Source organism: Solirubrobacter deserti (genome assembly GCF_027587175.1).
In the GTDB taxonomy this organism is placed as follows: domain Bacteria; phylum Actinomycetota; class Thermoleophilia; order Solirubrobacterales; family Solirubrobacteraceae; genus Solirubrobacter; species Solirubrobacter deserti.
Window position 1 is genome coordinate 1 of the sequence record NZ_JAPCID010000065.1, and the last position, 22,511, is coordinate 22,511.

A 22,511-nucleotide genomic window follows, 5' to 3' on the forward strand; every position below is an offset into this window, starting at 1 on the left:
CGGATACAGCGCGTAGTTCTGAAAGACCATCGCGATGTCGCGATCCCGCGGCGCCAACTCGTTCACGCGCGTGCCGCCGATGATCAGGTCGCCGTCCGTGATCTCCTCCAGGCCGGCGACCATACGCAACGCGGTCGACTTCCCGCACCCGGACGGGCCGACGAGGATCATGAACTCCCCGTCGCCGATCTCGAGGTTCATGTCCTTGACGGCCTCGAAGCCGTCGGGGTAGCGCTTCCAGACGTTCTCGAAGCGGATCTCGGCCATGACTAGTCGCGTGCGCCGGGGTGCCCGTCGCCGGGCCAAGGTGCGAGCACGAGCAGCAAGCGCGCGTCCGTGTTGGCCTTGACGGCGTGCCGCTCGTGCGGGTCGAACACCGCCGCGAGCCCGGGACCGCCCGTCTCGCCGGCCAGGTCCACCTCGCCGTCGATGACGACCACATACGCGCGCTCGTGGACCTCGTGCTCCTGGAGCTCTTCGCCTGCAGGCAGGTTGATCAGGATCGACCGCGCCTCGCCTCGCGCCGAGTGCAGGATCTTCGGCTGATGCGGCTGAACTTCGAGCGTCTTCAGGTCCCAGTGCTCCATGCGGCGGAGCCTACCCCGATGCTCAGGCTTCAGCAGCGTCGCGCAGGCGGTTGATCGCCTGGCGGATGATGCGGCTGACATGCATCTGGGACACGCCGACGCGCGCGCCGATCTCGGCCTGCGTGAGATCCTCGGCGAAGCGCAGGCGCAGGATCTCGCGCTCGCGATCGTTGAGCACGCGCATCAGGCGCTCGATCGTGGCCGAGTCCTCGGCGAGGCTGAAGCCCTGATCCTCGATGCCGAACGAGACGCCCAGGCCGTCGCCCTCCTCGTCGTCCTCGCGCGGGCGGTCCAGGCTCACCGCGCGGTAGGCCGCGGCGGCCTCGCGCGCTTCGAGCACCTGCTCGACCGTGCTGCCCGTGCGCTGGGCGATCTCGGCGGGCGTCGCGGCGCGGCCCAGCTCGCGCGCGAGCTCCTCCCCCACCGGCTCGAGCTTGACCGCGAGCTCCTGCAGGTCGCGCGGGACGCGGACCGACCAGCCCTTGTCGCGGAAGTGGCGCTTGAGCTCGCCGAGGATGGTCGGGACGGCGAAGCTGGAGAACGCCGTCTCGCGGGACGGGTCGAAGCGGTCGATCGCCTTCAACAGGCCCAGGCTGGCGACCTGGATCAGGTCGTCGAGCGGCTCACCGCCGCGCTGATAGCGGCGTGCCAGCTGACGGGCGAGCGGCAGGAAGCGGTCCACGAGCTGCGCGCGCGCCTGCTGGTCGCCGTTGTGCGCGCGCTCGAGCAGCGCGCGGTCGGCACGCGTTCGCGCCGCGCGAGTTTCGCCATCGGCTGAGTATGCTCGCGGTGCGTTCGCGCCCGCGGAGACTGCGTCGTCGAGTTGTCCCAAAGCCGTTCAGTAGCGGAGGTTCGCGCCGGGGTGCTGGGGCACGAGAGTCCATCCGGCGGGGGTCACGGCCGGGCGGAAAAGTGTAGAAGACCGTTAGCAACATGACCACTACGAGCGAACGCAACCTCCGGATCCTTCTCGCGAACGAACGCAAGGAGGATCTGCGCGCGCTCGGCGACGTCCTCGACCATCTCGGGCACGAGGTGACGCCGTTCGCCGTCTCCGTCGCCGAGGCCACCGAGCTGATCGCGCGCGAGGATCCCGACTTGGCGTTCGTGGTGCTCGACGGCGACGACGAGCACGGGCTGGCGCTGATCGCGGAGACCGTGTCGTATGCGTCGGGGCCCGTGCTGGTGAGCGTGCGCAAGGCTGAGTCGCCCGAGACGATCGCCCGCGCGGCCGACATGGGCATCATGGGGTACGTCGACTCGTGGGCGCCGGACGACCTCCAGGGCGCGATCGACGTAGCGGTGCGGCGCCATCGCGAGGAGCAGCGCCTCAGCGAGAAGGTGGCGCAGTTGGAGTCGGCGCTGGACCGCCGCGTGATCATCGAGCGGGCCAAAGGGATCCTGATGGAGCGCCACCGGGTCGGCGAGCGCGCCGCCTTCGAGCTGCTGCGCGACCACGCGCGGTCGAGCGGGCGACGCGTCTTCGACGTCGCCCAGACCGTGTTGGACGGGCACGCGCTGCTTCCGCCTAACTGAGCATTTGCGACAGCGCGTCAACCAGCGATGACGCGCCGGCGATGTGCCAGCGGGCGTCCCGCTGGGTGACGAGCGTCTTCCCGCCCGCTTCGGTGACCAGCAGCTCGCCCGGCAGCCAGTCCCACGGGTCGGTCTCCGGCTGGACCCAGGCGTCGAGCCGCCCGGCCGCGACCCAGGCCAGCTCGAGCGAGCCCGGGCCGGCGTGGCGGAGCAGGCCGGTGCGGTCGAGGATCGCGTGGCCGTTGGCGCGCACGCCGGGCAGCACGAGGCGGTCCTGGCGCAGGAACAGCGCGACGTGGGCCTCGTCGAGCGCGCGGCCGGTGCGGACCTGGAGCGGCTGGCCGTTGCACGTGGCTCCCTCCCCGCGAGCGGCGGCGTAGAGCTCGCCCAGCGGGTCGTGCACGGCGGCCGCGAGCGGGCCGTGCTCGTCGGCGAGCGCGACCGCGCTGCACCAGCCGCCCGGGAGGCGGTTGGCGAACGCGACGGTGCCGTCGATGCCGTCGATGTACCAGCGCCGGCTGGTGCTGCCGTCGTCGCTGGTGCCCTCCTCCCCGACGATCGCGTCGTCGGGGCGGGCTGTGCGGATGACCGTCGCGGCGGCGTGCTCGGCCTGGGCGTCGGCGTCGGTGACCAGGTCGGCGGCGACGCTCTTCGCCCGCGCCCGCAGGGGCGCGCCGCGAGCGGCCTCGGCCGCGTGGGTCGCCGCCTGCACGGCGGCAACCGCTACTGACAGGTCGGATTGGTGTGTCGGTTGCGCGGGAATAGGAGGGCTACGTTCAATTCGTTGGGAAGGGGAACGACGTGATTGGCATTCTGATCGCTGTCCTGCTGGCCGCTCTTGTCTACGCGCTGTGCGTGGCTCTGGGCTTGCCGTCCATCGTGGCCATCGTCGCCGCGATCCTGGTCCTGCTCGCGGGCATCCCGTCCGGCGGTTACGGCCTCGGCAGCCGCTTCGGAGGAAGGCGGGGCGTCTGAGCCCATCGGACAACGACCGGGGGGCTGCCGCCCCCCGGACCCCCCGCTCTTCAGCGGCCGTCACCGACGGCCGCTCCGCCGGTCCTCCGCTCGAGGGCGGTGACTTCAAGCGCGCCTTCGCGCGCTTCCGCAAGGACGAGATCACCGACAACGCGGCGGCGCTGACGTACTACTCGCTGCTGTCGCTGTTTCCCGCGCTGTTGTTCTGCGCCGCGCTGCTCGGCGTCTTCGGCCAGCAGGGCCTGATCACCGACGCCGCCGACTATCTCCAGGAGGCGGGCGCACCCGCGAACACCGTCGACGCGGTCACGGGCGCGCTCGAAGCCGCCCAGGAGCAGCGCGGTACCGCGATCGTGGCCCTGATCATCGGCCTCGCCACCGCGCTCAACGGCGCGTCCGGCGCGTTCGGCGCCGCGGGACGCGCGCTGAACAAGATCTTCCGCGTCCAAGAGGGGCGCGGCTTCGTCAAGCACAAGGCGCTGGACCTGATGTGGACGCTCGTCGTGATGGCGCTGGTGCTCGTCACGTTCGTGCTGATCTTCCTCGGCGGCGGGGTCGCCACCGACGTGTTCGACACGATCGGGCTCGGCGAGAGCGCGGCGATGGTGTGGCGGATCGCGCGCTGGCCCGCGGCCCTGGCGGTGGCGATGCTCGTGTACGCGGTCGTCTACTACGCGGCGCCCAACGTCGAGGTGCGCCAGTTCAAGTGGATCACGCCCGGCGCGGTCACCGGCGTCACCCTGTGGATCCTCGCGTCCGGGCTGTTCTTCCTCTACGTCTCGAACTTCTCCTCCTACAGCGCCACCTACGGCGCCTTCGCCGGTGCGGTGATCCTGCTCGTGTGGCTGTGGGTCACGAACATCGCGCTGCTGTTCGGCGCCGAGCTCAACGCGGTTGTGGGGCTGCGACGGGCGAAGTACCTGCCGGAGGCGTACGACGGACCGGTGCTCCCGGCCAAGGAGCCGGCGGAGGCCTGAGCGTGAGGTCCGGGGTGTAGCTGCACAGCTTGGTGCGGCCCGGGCAGGTGCCGCACAGCTCGCGGTGTGGGAACGGCGTGACCGGATACTCGTGCGTGAGGATGCCACGCGCGAGCTCGTTGATGCGCGCGACGACGTCCGGCGCGTCCTGGGCGGTGAACGTCGTCGTGAGCGGCTCGTCCGGGCGCTCAAGCAGGCAGTACGCGACCTCGACGCGCTGGGCCCCCGCCCTCAGCGCGGCGAGCGCGTACACGAGGCGCTGGGTCTCGTAGTTGCGGGCGATGTAGTCCTGCGGTGTGTCCTCTTCGGGGACGTGGTCGGTTTTGTAGTCGACGACCAGGTGCGTGCCATCGGGCTCGATCGCCAGCACGTCGACGAAGCCGCGCACGAGCGGGCCCGAGCCGTCGGGGTCCATGGCGAAGTGGAAACCCGCCTCGCGCGTGACGCGGGTCGCGTTCGTGAGGCGCTGGCAGAGCGGCGAGCGGGCGAAGGCGTGCACGAAGTCCTGGATTTCGCCCACTTCCTCGTCGCTGAGCTCGATGTCCCTCGCGAGCGCGCGGACCGCTTCCTCCGAAGGCGCCTTGGGGTCGTCGAAGTCGAGATCCTCGAGCGCGGCGTGCACGAGGCTGCCGCGGGTGAGCGGGTCGATGCCGGCGGGCAGCTCCTCGTGGGGCTGGTCGAGCGGCGGGGGCGGCTCGACGCTGGGGAGGTTCAGGACGCGCTTGAGGTAGAAGCGGTACCCGCACTTCGCGTAGTCGCTGAGCTGGCTGTAGGAGAGGCGCTGCGGCGCGGGGCGGCCGCGCTGGAAGGTGGGCGTGACCTTCGCGGGGACGCTCGGCAGCGCGGTCGGCTGGGCGTGCTGCTGGGTGCGGGGGCGTGACTCGAGCGCTTCCGGCGGGAGCGTCTCGGGCGTGATCGTGCGCGTCTTGAGGCGGGCGGGGCGGCCTTCCCAGGTGCGTTCGAGGATGTCCGGGAGCTGGAGGGTCGGCGTGAGCGCGCGGACGATCCAGTCGATCGGCGGGCCGCCGTTGCGCGGCGCGGGCCACTTCGCGGTGTCGGTGCCGCCGCTCAGGATGAGCAGCTCGCGGGCGCGGGTCATCGCGACGTAGAAGAGCCGGCGCTCCTCCTCGGCATCGGCTTCGGCGTCCTGGGCGGCGAGCTGCTCCCAGGCCTGGGTCGGAATCGTGTCGCCGCCCCCGAGCGGCGCGAGCCGCAGGCCGGCGGTGTGATCGGCGCCGACGAGCAGCTGGGGGCGGCGCCCACCGGACTGGCGGCCGAGGTCGACCACCGCCACGACGGGGAACTCGAGGCCCTTCGCGCGGTGGATCGTCATCAGGCGGATGGCGTCCAGGCCCTCGGACTCGAGCGCCGCCTCGCCCTCGCGCGCCTCGGCGAGGTCGCGCTGCTGGGCGTCGGCGAGGAAGCCGCGCAGGTCGCGGCCCTCCGCGCGCTCGTACTCGCCCGCGAGCCGCATGAGCTTGCGCAGGTTCGCGAGCCGGCGGTCCCCGCCGGGGCGGGCGAGCGTGGCGAGGTCGTAGCCGGTCGCGACGATCGCCCGCTCGAGCAGGACCTCGAGCGGCGCGCGCTCGGCGTGCTCGCGCTCGGACGCGATCAGCCGCGCGAGCTCTGCGAGCCGCGCCCCGCCCGGCACGGCCGCCCACGCTCCTTCTCCACGCTGGAGCGCGGCCCACATCGAGCCGCGGGCGCGGCCGTCCTCGGCCAGCAGCACCAGCGCGTCCGAGTCGGCGTCGCAGAACGGCGAGCTGAGCACCGTGAGCAGCGCTTCTTCGTCGTGCGGGTTCGCGAGCACGCGCAGCCAGGCGAGGCCGTCGCGGACCTGCTCCTGGGACCAGTAGCCGCGGCCGCCGACGACGTAGGTCGGCAGGCCCTGTTCCTCCAACGCCTCCTCGAGCAGTCTGAGCGACGAAGTCGCGCGGACGAGGACGACGATGTCGCCGGCGCGGCGGCCGCCCTCGACCTCGGTGCGCAGACGGTGCGCGATCGCGCGGGCCTCGGCGCGGCGCCACGGCTGGTCGCCGCCGCCCGCGAGGCCGAGGCGCGGTTCCAGCTCGTCCCAGCCGTTCGTGTCCGTGATCAGCAGCTCGACGGGCGGGTCCGTCGGCGGATCCAGGCTGAACAGGCGCAGGGCGCCGTCGTCGTCCATCGGCGCCGGCTCCTTGCGACCGGCCCGCAGCGGCGCGAAGCGCTCGCCGAACTCGGGCGCGAACGCCGTGTTCAGCACGTCCAGCAGCTCCTCCTTGGAGCGGAAGTTCACGTTCAGGCGCCGCACGACGCCCTGGGCGCGGCGGCGGAAGATGCCGACGTCCGCGTGTCGGAAGCGGTAGATCGACTGGAACTCGTCCCCGACCGCGAACAGGTTGTCGCGCTCGAGGTGCTCGAGGATCTCGAGCTGGACCGCGTTCGTGTCCTGGAACTCGTCGATCATGATCAGCCGGAAGCGCTCCGCCCAGCGCTCCCGCGTCGGCGCGTCCTCGAGCAGGTCGCGGGCGCGCAGCTCGAGGTCCTCGAAGTCGACCGCGGCGCGTTCGAGCTTGGCCTGCTCGAACGTGCGGCCGTAGCGGTCGAGCAGGCTGTCGATCAGCGTGAGCGCGGTGTGCGCGTGGTACTCGGCGCAGGCGCCGCGGTACTCGGCCCAGACCTCCCGATAGGCCTCGCAGGCGTCCGACTGGAGGGCGCGGGCGCCGCCCTTGAGCTCGGCCACGTTGAGCTCGCCCGGCCACGGCACGTCCTCGAGCCGGGCGAGGCGCGCGCACTCCGCCAGCGCGGTTCTCCCGGCCGCGACGCGCACGCCGTCGCCGGCGCGGGCGAGCTCGCGCAGCGCCACTTCCCCCGCCGCGGCCAGCGCGGACGCGTCCGGCGCCGTGGTGCGGGGCGGGATCTGCACGCGCGGACGGGCGTGGCCGCGGGCGCGCAGGGTCGAGTAGGTGCCCCGGATGAGGTCGCGCAGGTTGGGGCCGTAGGAGGCGGCGAGGTCGATGGCGGCGGCGCCGTGGATGCGGCCCCAGACTTCGAGGGCGTCGTCGTAGGCGGCGTTCGCGAGGCGCTCGGCGGCGGTCTCCTCCATCACTTCGAAGCGCGGGTCCAAGCCGGCCGCGAGCGGTTGGGAGCGCAGCAGACGCGCGCAGAAGCCGTGGATGGTGCCGATCCAGGCGCCGTCGACGGCGCGGGCGCTGTCGGCTTCGCCGAGCTCGGTGAGGCGGCGGCGCAGGCGCTCGGCGAGCTCGCCCGCGGCCTTCTCGGTGAAGGTGAGCGCGAGGATCGCGTTGACGGGGACGCCGTCGACCTGGATCGCGGCGGCGATCCGCTCGACCATCACGGCGGTCTTGCCCGAGCCCGCGTTGGCGGCGAGCAGGGACGAGCCCGTGCGGGCCTCGATCGCCGCGAGCTGCTCGTGGGTGAAGTTCGGGCGCGGGCTCATAGCGCTCGGCAGATTCCGGGGTGGGCGCAGCCGCCCTGGTACCCGCAGCGGTCGGGGCAGGGCTTGATGCGGGCGGCGCGCAGATCGGCGGCGGCCTGGGCGGCGATCGCGCGCGACTCCTCCAGGCGCTCCTCCAGCGTCTGCTGGTCGCTCACGTCGCCGTTGACGTAGCGGCCGGGGACGTCGTCGCGGACGATCCCGCGCGGGCGCTGGTCCGCGGTGCCGATCGGCTGGTAGAGCGCGCCGACGACCTTGACGTTGAGCTGCTCGCGCACGGCGAGCGCGTACAGCGCGGCCTGGATCTTGCCGTCCTCGGCCCACTTGGCGCCGGGGTGCACGGTCTTGCCCTTGTAGTCGCGGATGATCGCCTTGCTGCCGCTCGTGTCGACGCGGTCCACGCGGCCGGACACGGCGACGCCGTCGAGCATGTAGGCGTCGAAGCTCCACTCGAGCTGGACGGGCTCGTAGCCGGCGCCGGTCGCGCACTCGTGCCGGATGTAGCGCTCGAGGTCCACTTGGAGCGCGCGCGCGGCGGCGCGGGCCGGCAGCGTGCGGGCGGCGGCGATCAGCTCGGTGATCGCGGTGTGCAGCTCGGTGAGGGCTTCCTCCTCGGTGTCGGGCGTGAGGCGGGCGGAGCCGGTGCGCGTGAGCAGGCCGCGCAGCGTGCGCTCCAGCACCGCGTGGCCGAGCGAGCCACGGCGCATCGCCTCCGGGTCCGGATCCACGGGCGCGGGCTTGAGGACGTGCTCGACGAGCCACTTCACCGGGCAGCCCGCGAACGTCTCCAGCCCGCGCGCGGACTCGCGATCGCGGCTCGCGAGCAGTTGCCGGACGGGCTCGGACGTGGGCGCCTGGAGCGGCGGCGGCGCCTCGCCGGGCGTGCGCGCGGCCTGGGCGCGGCGCAGCTCGTGCGGCGTCGGCGCCTCCCCGGGCGGCCACGTGACCTCGGCCAGCAGCCGCCGGCCCCGGCCTTCCCACAGCTCGTCGGTGAAGAGCGCGCGGACGTCGTCGATGAACGGCGACGGCTGCTGCGGCCCGCCCTCCTCGTCGGAGGTCCGGAACGACAGGAACAGCGCCTCCTCCGGGCGGGACACGCACGCGTAGAACAAGGACCGCTCGCGAGACAGCGTGTCCTCGTGGCGCGGCAGCACGAGCCCCGAGGCCATCGCGAGCTGCGCCCGGTCGGAGTCGTCCAGGAACGGCTCGGGCTGCGGCCGCTGCGGCAGCTCGCCCTCCTGGAGCCCGCACACGAACACCGCCCGGAACCGCCGCGCGCGGATGTTCAGCGGGTCCGCGAGCAGCACGCCCGGCGCGCCCTCGGCCGCCTCGCTGTCGCGCACCTCGATCGCGGTGAGCGCCCCCACGACGTCCTCGACCAGCGCCGGATCGATCGCCGCGAGCTTCGTCAGCTCGCGCGCGGCGGACTTCAGCGCCCGCGCGGCCCGGGCGTCCGCCTCCGCCTCCGGCTCGAGCACGTCCGCGCGCCGCGTGTGCGGCGCCGTCCAGATCGCCTCGGCCTCGTCCACGAGCAGCTGCAACGTCGCCTCGACCGACTCAGCCGAAGCGAGCGCGTCGAGCTCCTCGAGATCCGGCCCACCGAGCCGCGCCCACAACCGCCGCGCCTCGTTCGCGCTGCGCGCCTCGGCCCGCCGCACGGCGACCTCGAGCCGGTCGGCAAGGTCCGCGGTGGCGCCCGCGCTCGGCGGCTCGACGGCTGCCTCGGGCGCCGAGATCGCGAGGGCGACCGTGGGCGGCTTCGGCTCGGGGGCGGCCGGCGAGAGCGGCGCGGCCTCGGGGGCGGGCGGCGCGGGATCGCCGGGCAGCGCCCAGAACAGGTCGAGCGGAGGCGCGACGTCCTCAGGCCCCGAGCCGGCCGGCTGCGGCGCGACCTCGTCCGGCTCGGGCGCGACCGCCTCGCGCGGCGGCGCTTCGTCGTACTCTTCGGGCGGCGGCGGCTCGTCGCCGCCCGGCGGCGGCTCGAAGAGCTCGAGCGGCGGGCGCTCGAAGTCGTCGTACGGGTCCGCGTCGGCCGACGCCGGCACGGCGAACTCGTCGGAATGGGGCGGCGCGGCGAACTCGTCGGGCGCGGCGGCATCGCCGGGCCCGTGCGGGGCGGCGGCGAACTCGTCGGACGCGCGCGGCGGCGCGGGGGCGAACTCGTCGGACGCGAGCGGCGACGCGGCGGCGAGACCGCCGGGCGTGCGCGTCGGGGCGGCGTCGCCGGGCGCGTGCGGCGCGGCCTCGCGACGCGGCGTCGCGAACTCCGGGTGCGGCCACGGCGCGCTCGTTCCAGCCGGGGCGAGCTTGCCCGGCGTGCGCAGCCAGGTCACGACGTCCTGGGCGGTCCCGCCCGGACGGGAGGCGCGGGCGAAGGCGAGGACGCCCGCGCCGAGGCGGGTCTCGGCGAACGGGACACGGCGTTCGTGGGCGATCGGGATGCCGTAGGTGTCGAACACCTGGGCGAAGAGCTCGCTCGCCGGGCGGCCACGGACGAGGACCGCGATGTCCTCGGGGGCCATGCCGTCGCGCAGCAGCTCGAGCACGGAGGCGCCGACGAGCTCGGCTTCGGCGCGTTCGCCGCCCGCCTCCAGCAAGCGAACGGCGCCGTTGGGCGCGACGCGCCGCGGGCTCGGCTCGAAGAGGCCGCGCTCGAGGTGGTGCAGGGCCGCGCGGGCGCTCTGGGCGTAGTGCTCGGAGCGGGGCTGCAGCGCGATCACCTCGCGGGCGAACGGCTTGAGCAGCTCGACGGTCGTCGCGCTGCCGGCCAGCGCCGCGCGGCCGGGCTCGTAGGTCACCGCGATGGTCAGCTCGGTGTCGGTGTGGCGGACGAGCGTCTCGACGAAGTCGAGCTGGGTCGGGAGCAGCTCGTCGAAGCCGTACAGGAACAGCGGCCGGCCGTCCCAGGCCTCGCGGGCGCTGTTGAGCGCGAGGTGGTTGAGCCCGTCGACGTCGACGGTCTCCAACGCCTCGAGCCGCGCGTGGTAAGCCGAGTACAGCGCGGCCAGCTCGCCCGCGTGGGCCGGCGCCCCGCCCGCGTCCCGCCACGCGCGCACAGCGGCGCCGAACCGCGCCGGCGTCGCCAGCGAGCGCTGCAGCTCCGCGAACAGGTCCCCGAGCGCCTCGGCGAAGCCCGGCCCGCGCGAGGAGGCGCTCAACGCGCGCAGCTCGACGTCCGCCACCGCGGCCCGGACGACCTGCGCGCGCGCCAGCCGACCCAGCGGGCGGGTTCGAATCCCCGCGGCGCGCGCGAGGTCGCGCAGCAGGTACGGGAACGTCGTGACCTCGGCCCCGAAGACCAACCCGGCGCCGGCGAGCTCGCGGGCGTAGTGCACCGAGTCGGCGGACGTCGGCACCACCAGCACGGGGTCGTGCGGGAGCGCCGCGCGCAGGCGCTCGAGGACGGCGCCCGCCTTGGCGGCGTTGGCCGGGCCGGTGATCAGCGTGAGAGGCACGATTCGGCCCCATAGGGTCGCGCGTGGACCGGACGATCCGACGGCCGGCGCGCCGCATGCCCCGCTGAATGCGCCATCAAACTGACTCTGGACGGATGTACGACAGCCAGGGACGTTAAGAGTTGCGACCCTGGCACTCCGCAGTCCGCTTCAACCCCCTGTTCCGGAGGCAGTGATGCCGACCCTGCACCTCCCCGCCGCTCACACTGACACGGATGTCGCCCTCGCCACCGAGGTGGCGCACGTGGTCGGCAGCCACGAGCTCTACGTGGCGTGGACCCACGGCGAGGGGCCAGGGCTTCCGCCGGAGGTCGAGACCTTCACGGCGCAGGAGGAACCGCGCCACGGCGCGATCACCCCGTTCGGCGAGCTGCTCGTCGCGATGGCGCAGGGGATCTCCGCGCTGTGGAACGCGTTCGTGCACCCGACCGCCGCACGCGCGGAGCTCGAGGCGCCGCGCGAGGAGCGCCGCCGCGCGCCGCAGCGACCGGCGCCCGAAGAGCCGTACGCCTAGAGGGAGGGCTCCGCGAACGCTCGATTGGTCAACCCACGGTTGACCGATCGAGCACTCGCGCAGGGGACTACGCCGCTTCGGCCGGTGAAGACGCGGCGGGAGCGTCCGCGGTGGCCGCGGCGGGCTCCTCGCCCTCGGGCGGCTTGGCGCCCTCGCGGGCCCAGGGCTCGTCGAACTCGACGCGCCACTTGCCCTCTTCGGTCTGCATCAGCGCCAGCTTCGCCCGGAAGGAACGGCCGGAGCGGCCCTTGAAGCCGGTGACGGGCTTCTCGGTCCGGCCCTTGGCGATCAGCTCGCGCGCGACGGCCGGGGCCAGCGTCTTGCCGGCCTTGTTCTTCCAGATCACGAACCCGCAGCCCGCGTCCTCGCGCGACCAGCACGAGAAGCCCTTGCGGTTCTCGACGATGTCGTGGCCGCAGACCGGGCAGGGCCCGAGGTTCGCCCGCGGGATCTTGATGTCCTTGAGCTTCTCGTCGAGCTCGTGCACGGTCGAGTTGGCGAACTCGGCGATGTCGGCCATGAACTTCGACCGCGCCTCGTTGCCCTCCTCGATCTTCGACAGCCGGTGCTCCCACTCGCCGGTCAGCGACGGCGACGTCAGCGAGTGCTCGCCGAGCAGCCGGATCACGCCCAGGCCCTTCTCGGTGCACACCAGCGAGCGGCCGTCGCGCTCGACGTACCCGACGTCGATCAGCCGCTCGATGATCGCGGCGCGCGTGGCGGGCGTGCCGATGCCCGAGTCCTTCATGGCCTCGCGCAGCTCCTCGTCGTCGACGAGCTTGCCCGCGGTCTCCATCGCGCCGAGCAGCGACGCGTCGGAGTAGCGCCGTGGCGGCTGGGTGATCTTCTCCTCGGAGCCGACCTCGCGGACGTCGGCCTGCTCGCCCTGCACCAGCTTCGGGAGCTGCTGGTCCGGCGCCTCGTCGTCGTCGCCGGCCCGCTCCTCCAGGCCCTCGCCGTACACGCCGCGCCAGCCCGGCTCGAGCAGCACGCGGCCGCGCGTGCGGAAGACGTGCTCGGCGACGACCGTCTCCAGCCGCGTGTTCTCGAACACCGCGTCGGGATGGAAGACGGCCAAGAAGCGCCGCGCGACCATGTCGTACACGCGCCGGTCGTCATCCGAGAGCTTGTCGAGCTTGTGCTCGGAGTTGGTCGGGATGATCGCGTGGTGGTCGGTGACCTTCGCGTCGTTGATCACGCGACCCAGCGGCAGCACGTCGAGCCCGGTGACGTAGGCCGAGGCGCGCGCGTACTCGCGCTGCGTCCCCAGCATCCCCGCGATCGGCTTGATCTCGGGGATCATGTCCGTCGGCAAGAAGCGCGAGTTGGTACGCGGATACGTGAGGACCTTGTGCTCCTCGTAGCAGCGCTGCGCCGCGGCCAGCGTCCGGCGGGCGGAGAACCCGAAGCGCGTGTTGGCCTCGCGCTGCAGCGACGTCAGGTCGTACAGCAGCGGCGGCTTCTCGCTGCGCTTGGTCTTCTCGAGCTTGGTGATCTCGCCGCGGCCACCCTGGACGGCGGCCACGATCGCCTCCGCCTCGGCAGCGGTCTTCAGCCGCGGCTGCGAGCCCGCGTGGTATCGGCCGGAGTAGCGCCGCGGATCGTCGACGGTCTCGAAGGTCGCGTCGACGAGCCAGTAGGGCTCGGGGACGAACGCGCGGATCTCCTCCTCGCGCCGCGCGATCAGCGCCAGGGTCGGCGTCTGCACGCGCCCCAACGACACGGCGCCGTCGAAGGACGACCGCAGCCGGATCGTCGCCGCGCGCGTGGCGTTCATGCCCACGATCCAGTCGGCCTCCGAGCGCGACCGCGCCGCCTGCTCGAGCAGATCGAACTCGGACGCCGGCCGCAGCGCCGCGAACGCGTCCTTGATCGCCTTCGCCGTCATCGACGACAGCCACAGCCGCCGGACCGGCTTCTTCGCGCCCGCCTTCTCGAATGTCCAGGCGAAGATCAGCTCGCCCTCGCGCCCGGCGTCGCAGGCGTTCACGACGTCGGACACGTCTTCGCGCTTGAGCATCCGCGTGATGACCGTCATCTGCTTGCGCGAGCGCTCGTCACGCACGACGAGCTTGAAGCGGTCCGGCACGATCGGCAGATCGGCCATGCGCCATTTCTTGTACTTGGCGTCGTACTCGTCGGGCTCGGCGAGCTGCACGAGGTGCCCGACGGCCCACGTGATGACGTGCGTCTCGGACTCGAGGTAGCCCTCGTGCTTCTGGAAGGCGCCGGGCAGCGCCCGGGTCAGGTCGCGTCCGACGGACGGCTTCTCGGCGATGACGAGGGTCTTGCTCACTGGGCGGGTGAGACTAGCGCTACCCGGTGCACGGACCCGTGGACACCCCGTTCGACACCCGCGCGCGTTCCAAGGCGGCACGCGCGATTGCGTTGGGAACACCGAACCCGCCGCGCGGCCCGGAAGTTGTCGCCGCGAAGACCGTCGTGACCACCTGGCCGTCCTTGTCGACCATCGGGCCACCCGAGTTGCCGGACCGCACCGCGCCGCGCAGCGACGTGATCGAGCGTCGCACCGGACCCTGCCCGTAGGCGTCCTGGGTGATCACCTCGCGCGTCTGCCCCACGCGCCCCGCGCGCACGTCGTACGGGCCGTTGCCGGGGAAGCCGAGGATCGCGGCGGACGTGCCCGAGCGCGGATTCGAGGCCAGGGTGAGCGCCGGCGCGTCGAGCCCGTTCACGCGCAGGATCGCGAGGTCGTTCCTGGGATCGAACGAGACCGCGACCGCGTCCAGCCCGGGCTCGCGGCCCCGCACGAACACGCGCGTGTCCTCCTGGCCCGCGATCACGTGCGCGTTGGTCACGACCAGCCCGTCGCCCGCGACCCAGCCCGAGCCCTCGACCCCCAGCCCGCACGCGTTGCCGAGGATCTTCACCACCGACGCGGCGGCCGCACGGACGCCCTCAGCGCGCGCGATCCCCGCCGTGGGCGCCGGCACGCGCGCCTCCGGGCCGTCGATGCGCGGGAACGGATCCAGCCGCGCGAGCGTGTCCAGCAGCCCCGAGGACGGCGGCATCACGGTGTTGATGGCCTGCAGGATCGTGGAGCGCTGGACCTCGCGCCGGGCGTCGCCGCCGTTGGCGAGCGCGAGCGCGCCGAGAACCCAGACGATCCCGATCCCGACGCACGCGGTCAGGACCGAGCCCAGGAAGCCGTCGAGGGCGGTGGCGGCGGGCGATCGCACCCGCCCGCGCAATCGCGCCCCCAAGCCCTCGAAGCCGATCGCGAACACCATGCCCGCGATCAACGCGCCCACCAGGGCGAACGCGGGCGACCACGGCGAGCGCCGACCCTCTTCGAGCACGAGCGGCCCGATCCGGGTTCCGAGCCAGGCGCCGACCGCGAACCCGAGCAGGGCGAGCGCCCCGGCGACGAATCCCTGCGCCCAGCCGAAGAGGCCCAGCAGCACGATGACGCCCACGATCAGCCAGTCGATGCCGGTCACTCCCTCCGAGCGTACTGACGAACACCTACAGTCCACTTGGATGGCCCGTAGGCACGTGATCGCCAGCCCGAAGCGCTTTGCTCCGCTCGCCGCCGCGGCTGTGATCGCGCTCGTCGGCGGCGTCGCCGTCGGCGCGAGCTACGAGCCGCCCGAGAAGCGGACCGTCACGGCCTTCACGCAGGCGTGGGAGCGCGGCGACCACCGCGCCATGTACGCGCTGCTCTCCGACGACGCCCGCAAGCGCACCACCTACGAGCGGCTCCAGCGCACCTACCGCCGGGCAGCCGACACGCTGACGCTCACCCGCGTCCGCGCCGGCGCGGTCGAGCAGACCAACCGCGTCGCGATCACGCTGGACACGAAGGTCTTCGGTGCGCTGCGGGGCGTCCTCGTGGTCCCCATCGGCGAGCGTGAGGGCCAGGACCCGGGCGTCGACTGGCGCGCGGAGCTCGTCTACCCCGGCCTGCACGCGGGCGAGACGCTCAAGCGCGAGACCTCGCTGCCCGAGCGCGCGTCGATCCTCGCCCGCGACGGCAAGCCGCTCGCCGAGGGCCCGGACCGTCTGTCGGAGCTCGGCCCGCTCGCCTCCGAGATCGCCGGTCGCGTCGGCCCCGCGCCGGAGGAACGCAAGCGGGAGCTGGCCGCGCGCGGCCTGCCGAAGGACGCGCAGGTCGGCCTGACCGGGCTCGAGCGCGAGTTCGACGAGCGCCTGGCCGGCACGCCCGGCGGCGTGCTCTACGCGGGCGGCCGCGTGCTCGCCCGCAAGGCCGCGATCCGCGGCGCCGACGTGCGGTCCTCGATCGACCCGGAGCTCCAGCGCGCCGCGATCGAAGCGCTCGCGGGCCGGCTGGGCGGGATCGCCGCCGTCGCGCCCAAGACGGGCGAGGTGCTGGCACTGGCCGGCATCGCGCAGTCCACGCCGCAGCCGCCCGGCAGCGTGTTCAAGATCATCACGCTCGCCGGCGCGCTCCAGCACAAGGCCGTCAAGCGCTCGGACACGTTCGAGGTCACCGACCGCGCGACGATCGAGGGCGTCGACATCCAGAACGCCAACGGCGAGTTCTGCGGCGGCACGCTGCGCAACTCCTTCGCGCACTCCTGCAACAGCGTCTTCGCGCCAATGGGGGCGAAGCTGGGCGCGCAGAAGCTCGTCGAGACGGCCGAGGCCTTCGGTTTCAACCAGCCGCCCGGGCTCGCCGGCGCGGCGCGCTCGACGATCCCGCTGCCGGACGAGATCGGCGACGACCTCGCGATCGGCTCATCCGCGATCGGCCAGGGCAAGGTGCTCGCGACGCCGCTGCAGATGGCGCTGGTGGGCGCGACGATCGCGGCCGGCGGCGTCAAGCCCAAGCCGACCCTGCTGCGCGGCGACGACGCGCAGGGCACGCGCGTGCTGCCCAAGGGCGTCGCCAGCACGGTCAAGAGCTACATGCGCAGCGTCGTCACCGACGGCACCGGCACCGCGGCCGGGCTCGACGGCGTGAAGGTCTCGGGCAAGACGGGCACGGCGGAGCTGCGCACGACCGTCAAGGAGGAGCCGCCGCCCGAGGACGTGGACCCGAACGCGCCGCCGGTCGAGGACGACACGACCGACACCAACGCCTGGTTCGTGGCCTTCGCGCCCTACAGCGACCCGGAGATCGCGCTGGCGGTGCTGTTCGTGGCACAGGGCACCGGGGGCGACACCGCCGCCCCCGCCGCGCGCGTCGTGCTCGACGCGGCGTTCTAGAGATCGAGGCTGATCTCGGACGGCTCGGAGCCGGGCTGCTCGATGTGCAGCACGAGCGGCCGGTTCTGGAGCGAGTCGTTCGAGAGCCGGAACAGGATCAGCGAGCCCTGGATCGGGCCGGACGATGCGGCGGTGTCCGGCAGCGGGTACACCTGGTCGGCGCCGAGCGGGCCGGGGTTGTACGCGAACGCGCTGTCCGGGAGCTCCACGGGCTCGAAGCGGTCCTCATCGGTGTCCAGGATGAAGATGTCCTCGGCCGGCTGCAGCGTCTCGTTGGTGTAGTTCTTGACGCGCATCCAGACGCCGAACCAGGTCTCGTCGGACGTGAGCGGCGGCGTCCCGGACGGCAGCCCGGCCAGGTACTCGCGGTCCTCGCGATCCGACGGGTTCAGGAAGCGGGACATCTGGACCTGGTAGACGAGGTTGCCCACGTCCACGTACTCACCCTCGGTCTCGGCCTCGTGGTTGTACGCGTGCGCACCGCACCCGGAGAGCGCCAGGGCGGCGAAGGCGAAGATGATCAGAAGACGGCGCATGGCGAGCGGTGGACCTTACAACCCGCCGACCGTCACGCGTGCTCCGCGGTCCATGTCCTCCTCGAGGATGGACTGCATGCGGCTCAGCGCCTTGCGCAGCTGGCGCTTGTACCAGCCGCGGCGGCCGGTGACGGCCTCGATGAACTTGTCCGTCGGCAGCGCGGACTTGGACTCCGTGGTGACTTCCACGCGCGTGGAGCTACCCGACGGGGCGAGCGTCCATGTGGTCCACGTCTCGTTGCGGTTGAACTTCCCACCGCGTCCGGCGGCCACGATCCGGTAGGGCGGCTGGACCTCGATGAACGTCATGTCGCCCCAGGAGAAGCGGTCCAGCGGCGCATCGAGCTTGAAGCGGGCCCCGGCGCCACGGCCGTAGGACTCGACCCGCGTCAGCCGCCACTGCTTCATGAAGTGGTCGGTGAACTCGGGGTGGTTGGCGATGTCCGCGAGGTACTCGAAGACCTCTTCGCGGGGGCGGTCGATGACGACGTGGGCGGTGATGGGGTCCATCGCCCGCCCAGTTTACGCAGCGAAACGGCGCCTCACGGTGTGGTCGCGCTCGATCGAATGCACGATCTCCTCGCGGCCGGGCGCCTCGCCGCGGCGCAGCGGCCGGCAGAGCTCGCACACCATGCGCTCGCCGTACATGTAGACGGTCTCGCCCAGCAGCGGGGTGCGGTGGCAGTGCTCGCACCCGCGGCGGCCCGTCGCGAGCGCCCGCATCGACGCGCGCACGAAGGACAGCTCGGGGGGACCGAAGGGCTTGAGGGCCGTCAGACGGGACATGCCGCGGCTTTCGCTGGGCCCGCCTCGGGACCTGCTTGCTGCAAGGGGTTATGCTTCCGACCGGAGGGGTCGGTCGGACCCAGGGAGGAAATGTTGATGGACCCAAGATTCGACGACACCACGAGCACCGGCACCCTTGCGGGGTTCGGTCCTCCGACGGAACGCTTCGAGACGTCACGCCGCGAGCCGCCCACATGGCTCCAGGAGGCGCGTTCCGGCCTGTCCGGGCCCGGGCGCTACGTCGCCTACGAGCAGGACGGCGAGGTGAAGGTCGTCCCGGTCAGCCGCGAGTGGACGCGGATCGGCCGCTCGCTGGCCGCGGACATCCGCTTCGACGACGCGACCGTCTCGCGCCGCCACGCCCTGATCGCCGTCGAGGAGCACGGCGTCCGCGTGCTCGACGACCGCTCGCTGAACGGCATCCAGGTCAACGGCCGGCGGGTGGAGTGGAGTCCGCTGGCTGACGGCGACGAGATCCTGATCGGCCGCCACACGGTCTATTTCATGGACACGACGAAGGTCACGAGCCCCGCCGAACCGGCCGCCGTCCACGAATAGGTGGCCGCCGACACCATCGCTGTCCTCTCGCTGAAGGGCGGCACGGGCAAGACGACGACGGTCCGCACCCTCGCCGACGCGTTCGGACGCGCCGGCCTGAGCGTGCTGACCGTCGACCTGGACCCGCAGGGCAACCTCTCGGACTACTTCGACGTCCCCCGCGAAGCCACGCCGACCGTCGCGGAGGTTCTCGCGGGCGACGCGAAGGCCAAGGAGGCGGTCCACGAGCCGGGCATCATCCCCTCCTCGCTCCACCTCGCCGAGGTCGAGCGGGCGCTGAGCGGGAAGATGGGTCGCGAGGTCGTGCTCAAGAAGGCGCTCAAGGACGCGCGCAAGGGTTACGACGTGATCCTCGTCGACTGCCCGCCGGCGCTCGGCCTGCTGACCATCAACGGGCTCGTCGCCGCCGATCACGCGCTGATCTCCTCCGAGGCGCAGTACTTCGCGCTGCAAGGCGTGAACGGAGCGATGGAGCTGATCGAGCAGGTGCGGGAGTACTACAACGACGAGCTCGAGCTACTGGGCGTGCTGCTCAACATCGCGGACATGCGCACCACGCACTCGCGCGACGCGTACACGCAGCTGCAGGAGGTGTTCGGCGAGAAGGTGTTCCAGACCGTCATCCGGCCGTCGATCGCGTACGCCGAATCCGCGGAGAAAGCGCTTTCCATCCTCGACTACCGACCGGACCTCGGCGACGACTATGTCCGGCTCGCCGACGAGGTTCTGTCTCGTATCGGGCGCGGTTAAGCCCTAGACTGACGCGTCGGCATGGGGATCCGAGTGTTCCACTGCGATGACTCCGAGGCGTTCACCCGCCTCGTGGCGTTCTGGCTCTCCGATTACGAGGACATCGAGCACGCCGGCCAGGCCCACACCGGCGAGGGCGCTTTGAAGGCGCTGCCCGAGGCGCGCGCCGACGTGGTGCTGCTGGACACGCTCGGCAAGCCGGGTGACGACGCCCTGCTCAACGACGTGCGCGCCGTGGCGCCCACGGCGAAGGTGATCGTGTACTCGGGCTATGTCCGGTTGATGCAGGAGGGCGCGCTCGGCGACGGCGCCGACGCCTACCTCGAGAAGAGCGACGACGATGGGCCGCTGATCGCGGCGATCCGCGCCGTCGTGGCCTAGCGCCGCCGTGCCGTTCATCCACCAAGCGGTGCGGTACGCCGGCACGGGCGGGCTGCTCGACGGCGTCCTCCCGCACATCCGTGAGGGTGTGCAACGGGGTGAGCCGGTGCGCGTGGCCGCGCGCGAGCAGACGCTGGCGCCGCTGCGCGAGGCGCTCGGCGACACGCCGGTCGAGCTCGTCGAGGTCGACCACAACCCGGCGCGCATCATCCCGTTCTGGCGCGAGTTCGTGGAGTCCCACCGTGGGCCGGTGCGCGGCGTCGGCGAGCCGATCTGGCCCGGCCGGAACGCCGCCGAGCTGGTCGAGTGCCAGCTGCACGAGTCGCTGCTCAACCTCGCCTTCGAGGAGGACTTCAACCTCCTGTGCCCGTACGACGCCGAGGCGCTGGACGAGGGGGTCCTGCACGAGGCGTGCTGCAGCCACCCGATCGTCGACGGCGCGCCGAGCCCGCACTACCGGGCCGAGCCGCTGCCGCTCGCGCCGCTGCCGCCCCCGCCGTCGGGCGCGCGCGTGCTCGGGTTCGAGATCGAGACCCTGTCGGAGGTGCGCCAGCTCGTGCGCGACGCGGGCGGTGACCCCGACTTTGTGCTCGCCGTCGACGAACTCGCGATCAACAGCGTCCAGCACGGCGGCGGCCGCGGGATCGTGCGGCTGTGGAAGGAGGACGACGCGCTCGTGTGCGACGTCCGCGACCAGGGCATCATCCGCGACCCGCTCGCCGGCCGGCTGCGGCCCGAGGTCGACGCGTTCGGCGGCCGCGGCCTGTGGATCGCCAACGCGGTCTGCAAGCTCGTGCAGATCAGGCCGGGGCTCGTCAGGGTTAGAAGCGGGCCTCTGCTCCCTGCCCGGTAAAGGGTACGCGCAGCACTTGAGCCCAGCCGTCGGCGTGCTCGTGCAGGCGCTGCGCGACCGCGCCCGAGCTCTCCATGTCGCACCACACGAGCACGGTCGGGCCGGCGCCGGAGATCGTCGCGCCGAGGGCACCCAGGTCGCGCGCCTGCTGGACGAGCTCCCACGAGCGCGGGTACAGGTGCGCGCGCCGCGGCTGGTGGAGCCGGTCGCCGAGCCCGCGGCTGACGAGCGCCAGGTCGCCGCGGGCGAGCCCGAGCACGAGCAGGGACGCGTGCGCGACGTTGAACACCGCGTCGCTCATGGGAATCCGCGACGGGAGCGCCTCGCGGGCCTTGGAGGTGCGCACGGCCTGACTGGGGACGACGAGCAGGCACTCGAGGCCGGACGGCGGCTCGAAGCGCTCGGCGTGCCCGTCCACGCACAGCACGAACCCGCCCAGCAGCGCGGCCGCGACGTTGTCCGGGTGCCCCTCGATCTCGGTCGCCTGCGCGAGCACGTCGGCGCCGAGCTCGAAGATCGAGTCCGCGGCCACCAGCCCGGCCACGATCGCCGCCGCGCTGGTGCCCAGGCCGCCCGAGAGCGGGATGTCGGACCGGATCGTGAACTCGAAGTCGTCCGGCGGCGCGAGCGCGGCGAACCCGCGCACGATCAGGTTGCGCTTGTCGCGCGCGATCCGCAGGTCGGTGTGGACCGCGAAGCGCCCCGTCTCCACCACGTCGACCTCGAGGTGCAGGTCGAGCGCGGCGCCCATCACGTCGAACCCCGGCCCGAGGTTGGCCGAGGACGCGGGAACGCGGACGGTCCTGCGTCTATTCACCGAGGGTCCCGTTGAGGAATACCGGCACACCGCCCGCGGCACATCCGCGGCGCCTCGCGCCACCCACTCGGCTCACGTGGCAGAGCCACGCATCGCTCTCGCGTGCGGCCCGAGGCATCCACGGCTGCACCACGTGAGGTGCACCGCCCATTCCTCAACGAACCCCCAGGACGGCCTTCTCGACCGCCGCCATCTCCGGCTCGCACGGGACGACGGCGCCCGCCTGCGACAGCGCGGTCTGCGGGTCCTTGAGGCCGTTGCCGGTGAGCACGCAGACGACGCGCTCGGCGCCTTCGACGCCGTGGTTGAGCAGGCCCGCGACCGAAGCGGCCGAGGCGGGCTCGCAGAACACGCCCTCGTGGGCGGCCAGGAAGCGGTAGGCGTCGAGGATCTGCTCGTCGCTGACCGCGGCGACGCGGCCGTGCGAGGTGGTGAACGCGTCCATCGCCTCCTCCCAGCGGGCCGGGTTGCCGATCCGGATCGCGCTCGCGACGGTCTCCGGGTTCTCGACCGGCGCGCCGTGCACGAGCGGCGCGGCGCCCTCGGCCTGGAAGCCGAACATGCGCGGCGCGGCGCCCATCTCCTTGAAGCCCTTCCAGTAGGCGGTGACGTTACCCGCGTTGCCGACCGGGATGCAGAGCGCGTCGAGCTCGCCGAGCGAATCCAGCAGCTCGAAGGCCGCGGTCTTCTGGCCTTCCAGCCGGAACGGGTTGACCGAGTTCACGAGCCCGATCGGGTGGCGCTGGCAGAGCTCGCGCACGAGCTTGAGCGCCTCGTCGAAGTTCCCGCGCAGCGCGACCACGCGCGCGCCGTGCATGAGCGCCTGGGCGAGCTTGCCCGTGGCGATCTTGCCGTCGGGGACGATCACGGCGCCCTTGATCTGCGCGCGGGCGGCGTAGGCGGCCAGCGACGCCGCGGTGTTGCCGGTGGAGGCGCAGATGACCGCCTCGGCGCCGTTGCGGACGGCGTCGCTCACCGCGCACGTCATCCCGCGGTCCTTGAACGAGCCGGTCGGGTTCGCGCCCTCGATCTTCAGCCACACCTCGGCGCCGACGCGCTCGGACAGGCGCTCGGCGAGCACCAGCGGCGTCGAGCCCTCCTCGAGCGAGATGACCGGGTCGCCCGGGGCGAACGGGAGCCGGTCGGCGTATCGCGTCATC

General features: G+C 72.7%; 22 protein-coding genes. 9 read left to right on the forward strand and 13 right to left on the reverse strand.

Annotated features, from left to right (window positions below; genetic code table 11):
• From OJ962_RS29920 to OJ962_RS29930, 3 genes are all read right to left on the reverse strand, one after another.
• The coding region (locus OJ962_RS29920) for an ATP-binding cassette domain-containing protein (RefSeq protein WP_270006803.1) at window positions 1-267 on the reverse strand (267 nt) is incomplete at its 3' end.
• Between the two features lie 2 nt (window positions 268-269).
• Window positions 270-587 (reverse strand): pirin family protein, encoded by a 318-nt coding sequence (locus OJ962_RS29925; RefSeq protein WP_202956066.1) that lies wholly within the window; start codon window positions 585-587, stop codon window positions 270-272.
• 22 nt (window positions 588-609) lie between these two features.
• Window positions 610-1,419, reverse strand: a complete 810-nt coding sequence (locus OJ962_RS29930; protein WP_202956065.1) for a SigB/SigF/SigG family RNA polymerase sigma factor — start codon at window positions 1,417-1,419, stop codon at window positions 610-612.
• Window positions 1,420-1,520: 101 nt separating this feature from the next.
• Here OJ962_RS29930 and OJ962_RS29935 point away from each other — a divergent pair, with 101 nt between their 5' ends.
• The gene (locus OJ962_RS29935; protein ID WP_202956064.1) at window positions 1,521-2,123 is read left to right on the forward strand and encodes an ANTAR domain-containing response regulator; all 603 of its coding nucleotides are present in this window, start codon (window positions 1,521-1,523) and stop codon (window positions 2,121-2,123) included.
• Here OJ962_RS29935 and OJ962_RS29940 read toward each other — a convergent pair.
• Window positions 2,116-2,904: an inositol monophosphatase family protein gene (locus tag OJ962_RS29940; RefSeq protein ID WP_270006806.1), complete on the reverse strand. Its 789-nt coding sequence runs from the start codon at window positions 2,902-2,904 to the stop codon at window positions 2,116-2,118. The genes OJ962_RS29935 and OJ962_RS29940 overlap by 8 nt on opposite strands.
• A gap of 20 nt (window positions 2,905-2,924) precedes the next feature.
• On the opposite strand from OJ962_RS29940, the gene OJ962_RS29945 reads away from it, so the two are divergent.
• Window positions 2,925-3,098 carry a hypothetical protein gene (locus OJ962_RS29945; protein ID WP_270006808.1) on the forward strand — a complete coding sequence of 58 codons (174 nt, stop codon included), beginning with the start codon at window positions 2,925-2,927 and terminating at the stop codon, window positions 3,096-3,098.
• Window positions 3,099-3,259: 161 nt separating this feature from the next.
• Window positions 3,260-4,075, forward strand: coding sequence for a YihY/virulence factor BrkB family protein (locus OJ962_RS29950; RefSeq protein WP_270006807.1), 816 nt, complete (start codon window positions 3,260-3,262; stop codon window positions 4,073-4,075).
• On the opposite strand, the gene OJ962_RS29955 is transcribed toward OJ962_RS29950, so the two are convergent.
• The gene (locus tag OJ962_RS29955) at window positions 3,984-7,514 is read right to left on the reverse strand and encodes a UvrD-helicase domain-containing protein (RefSeq protein WP_202956061.1); all 3,531 of its coding nucleotides are present in this window, start codon (window positions 7,512-7,514) and stop codon (window positions 3,984-3,986) included. The two genes, OJ962_RS29950 and OJ962_RS29955, sit on opposite strands and share 92 nt — an antisense overlap.
• Window positions 7,511-10,966, reverse strand: a complete 3,456-nt coding sequence (locus tag OJ962_RS29960) for a PD-(D/E)XK nuclease family protein (RefSeq protein ID WP_202956060.1) — start codon at window positions 10,964-10,966, stop codon at window positions 7,511-7,513. The genes OJ962_RS29955 and OJ962_RS29960 overlap by 4 nt, the downstream gene beginning before the upstream one ends.
• A gap of 175 nt (window positions 10,967-11,141) precedes the next feature.
• Here OJ962_RS29960 and OJ962_RS29965 point away from each other — a divergent pair, with 175 nt between their 5' ends.
• Window positions 11,142-11,480, forward strand: a complete 339-nt coding sequence (locus OJ962_RS29965; protein ID WP_202956059.1) for a hypothetical protein — start codon at window positions 11,142-11,144, stop codon at window positions 11,478-11,480.
• Between the two features lie 67 nt (window positions 11,481-11,547).
• On the opposite strand, the gene OJ962_RS29970 is transcribed toward OJ962_RS29965, so the two are convergent.
• Both OJ962_RS29970 and OJ962_RS29975 read right to left on the reverse strand, forming a co-directional pair.
• Window positions 11,548-13,776: a type IA DNA topoisomerase gene (locus OJ962_RS29970; RefSeq protein ID WP_202956058.1), complete on the reverse strand. Its 2,229-nt coding sequence runs from the start codon at window positions 13,774-13,776 to the stop codon at window positions 11,548-11,550.
• A gap of 19 nt (window positions 13,777-13,795) precedes the next feature.
• Complete coding sequence (locus tag OJ962_RS29975) at window positions 13,796-14,941, reverse strand: MarP family serine protease (protein ID WP_202956057.1); 1,146 nt, start codon at window positions 14,939-14,941, stop codon at window positions 13,796-13,798.
• A gap of 40 nt (window positions 14,942-14,981) precedes the next feature.
• Here OJ962_RS29975 and OJ962_RS29980 point away from each other — a divergent pair, with 40 nt between their 5' ends.
• Window positions 14,982-16,670, forward strand: coding sequence for a penicillin-binding transpeptidase domain-containing protein (locus OJ962_RS29980; RefSeq protein ID WP_202956056.1), 1,689 nt, complete (start codon window positions 14,982-14,984; stop codon window positions 16,668-16,670).
• Here the strand turns inward: OJ962_RS29980 and OJ962_RS29985 are convergent.
• Genes OJ962_RS29985 through OJ962_RS29995 form a run of 3 tightly spaced genes read right to left on the reverse strand, consistent with a single transcriptional unit; the run spans window position 16,667 to window position 17,992 of the window.
• Window positions 16,667-17,206, reverse strand: a complete 540-nt coding sequence (locus tag OJ962_RS29985) for a hypothetical protein (RefSeq protein WP_202956055.1) — start codon at window positions 17,204-17,206, stop codon at window positions 16,667-16,669. The two genes, OJ962_RS29980 and OJ962_RS29985, sit on opposite strands and share 4 nt — an antisense overlap.
• Before the next feature lie 15 nt (window positions 17,207-17,221).
• On the reverse strand, window positions 17,222-17,716 hold the full coding sequence (locus tag OJ962_RS29990) for an SRPBCC domain-containing protein (RefSeq protein ID WP_202956054.1): 495 nt from the start codon (window positions 17,714-17,716) through the stop codon (window positions 17,222-17,224).
• A gap of 12 nt (window positions 17,717-17,728) precedes the next feature.
• Window positions 17,729-17,992 (reverse strand): hypothetical protein, encoded by a 264-nt coding sequence (locus OJ962_RS29995; RefSeq protein ID WP_202956053.1) that lies wholly within the window; start codon window positions 17,990-17,992, stop codon window positions 17,729-17,731.
• A 96-nt stretch (window positions 17,993-18,088) separates the two neighbouring features.
• Here OJ962_RS29995 and OJ962_RS30000 point away from each other — a divergent pair, with 96 nt between their 5' ends.
• The 4 genes from OJ962_RS30000 to OJ962_RS30015 are packed head-to-tail and all read left to right on the forward strand — an operon-like array spanning window position 18,089 to window position 20,534.
• Window positions 18,089-18,550, forward strand: a complete 462-nt coding sequence (locus tag OJ962_RS30000) for an FHA domain-containing protein (protein WP_202956052.1) — start codon at window positions 18,089-18,091, stop codon at window positions 18,548-18,550.
• Window positions 18,551-19,300 carry a ParA family protein gene (locus OJ962_RS30005; protein ID WP_202956051.1) on the forward strand — a complete coding sequence of 250 codons (750 nt, stop codon included), beginning with the start codon at window positions 18,551-18,553 and terminating at the stop codon, window positions 19,298-19,300.
• Window positions 19,301-19,321: 21 nt separating this feature from the next.
• Window positions 19,322-19,681, forward strand: a complete 360-nt coding sequence (locus OJ962_RS30010) for a response regulator (RefSeq protein ID WP_202956050.1) — start codon at window positions 19,322-19,324, stop codon at window positions 19,679-19,681.
• A 7-nt stretch (window positions 19,682-19,688) separates the two neighbouring features.
• Window positions 19,689-20,534: an anti-sigma factor RsbA family regulatory protein gene (locus tag OJ962_RS30015; protein ID WP_202956049.1), complete on the forward strand. Its 846-nt coding sequence runs from the start codon at window positions 19,689-19,691 to the stop codon at window positions 20,532-20,534.
• On the opposite strand, the gene thrB is transcribed toward OJ962_RS30015, so the two are convergent.
• Together thrB and thrC are read right to left on the reverse strand one after the other, a co-directional pair.
• A complete protein-coding gene (gene thrB, locus OJ962_RS30020) occupies window positions 20,503-21,351 on the reverse strand; it encodes a homoserine kinase (RefSeq protein ID WP_202956048.1) in 849 nt (282 codons plus the stop codon). The two genes, OJ962_RS30015 and thrB, sit on opposite strands and share 32 nt — an antisense overlap.
• Window positions 21,352-21,505: 154 nt before the next feature.
• Window positions 21,506-22,510: a threonine synthase gene (gene thrC, locus OJ962_RS30025; protein WP_238931848.1), complete on the reverse strand. Its 1,005-nt coding sequence runs from the start codon at window positions 22,508-22,510 to the stop codon at window positions 21,506-21,508.
• Window position 22,511: the final 1 nt, after the last annotated feature.

Excerpts from the sequence above, each read along its gene's own strand:
- OJ962_RS29925 (WP_202956066.1), bottom strand. The coding sequence starts at position 587 with ATGGAGCACTGGGACCTGAAGACGCTCGAAGTTCAGCCGCATCAGCCG.
- OJ962_RS29935 (WP_202956064.1), top strand. The coding sequence starts at position 1,521 with ATGACCACTACGAGCGAACGCAACCTCCGGATCCTTCTCGCGAACGAA.
- OJ962_RS29955 (WP_202956061.1), bottom strand. The coding sequence starts at position 7,514 with ATGAGCCCGCGCCCGAACTTCACCCACGAGCAGCTCGCGGCGATCGAG.
- OJ962_RS29965 (WP_202956059.1), top strand. The coding sequence starts at position 11,142 with ATGCCGACCCTGCACCTCCCCGCCGCTCACACTGACACGGATGTCGCC.
- OJ962_RS29980 (WP_202956056.1), top strand. The coding sequence starts at position 14,982 with ATGGCCCGTAGGCACGTGATCGCCAGCCCGAAGCGCTTTGCTCCGCTC.
- OJ962_RS29985 (WP_202956055.1), bottom strand. The coding sequence starts at position 17,206 with ATGCGCCGTCTTCTGATCATCTTCGCCTTCGCCGCCCTGGCGCTCTCC.
- OJ962_RS29990 (WP_202956054.1), bottom strand. The coding sequence starts at position 17,716 with ATGGACCCCATCACCGCCCACGTCGTCATCGACCGCCCCCGCGAAGAG.
- OJ962_RS29995 (WP_202956053.1), bottom strand. The coding sequence starts at position 17,992 with ATGTCCCGTCTGACGGCCCTCAAGCCCTTCGGTCCCCCCGAGCTGTCC.
- OJ962_RS30000 (WP_202956052.1), top strand. The coding sequence starts at position 18,089 with ATGGACCCAAGATTCGACGACACCACGAGCACCGGCACCCTTGCGGGG.
- OJ962_RS30010 (WP_202956050.1), top strand. The coding sequence starts at position 19,322 with ATGGGGATCCGAGTGTTCCACTGCGATGACTCCGAGGCGTTCACCCGC.
- thrC (WP_238931848.1), bottom strand. The coding sequence starts at position 22,510 with ATGACGCGATACGCCGACCGGCTCCCGTTCGCCCCGGGCGACCCGGTC.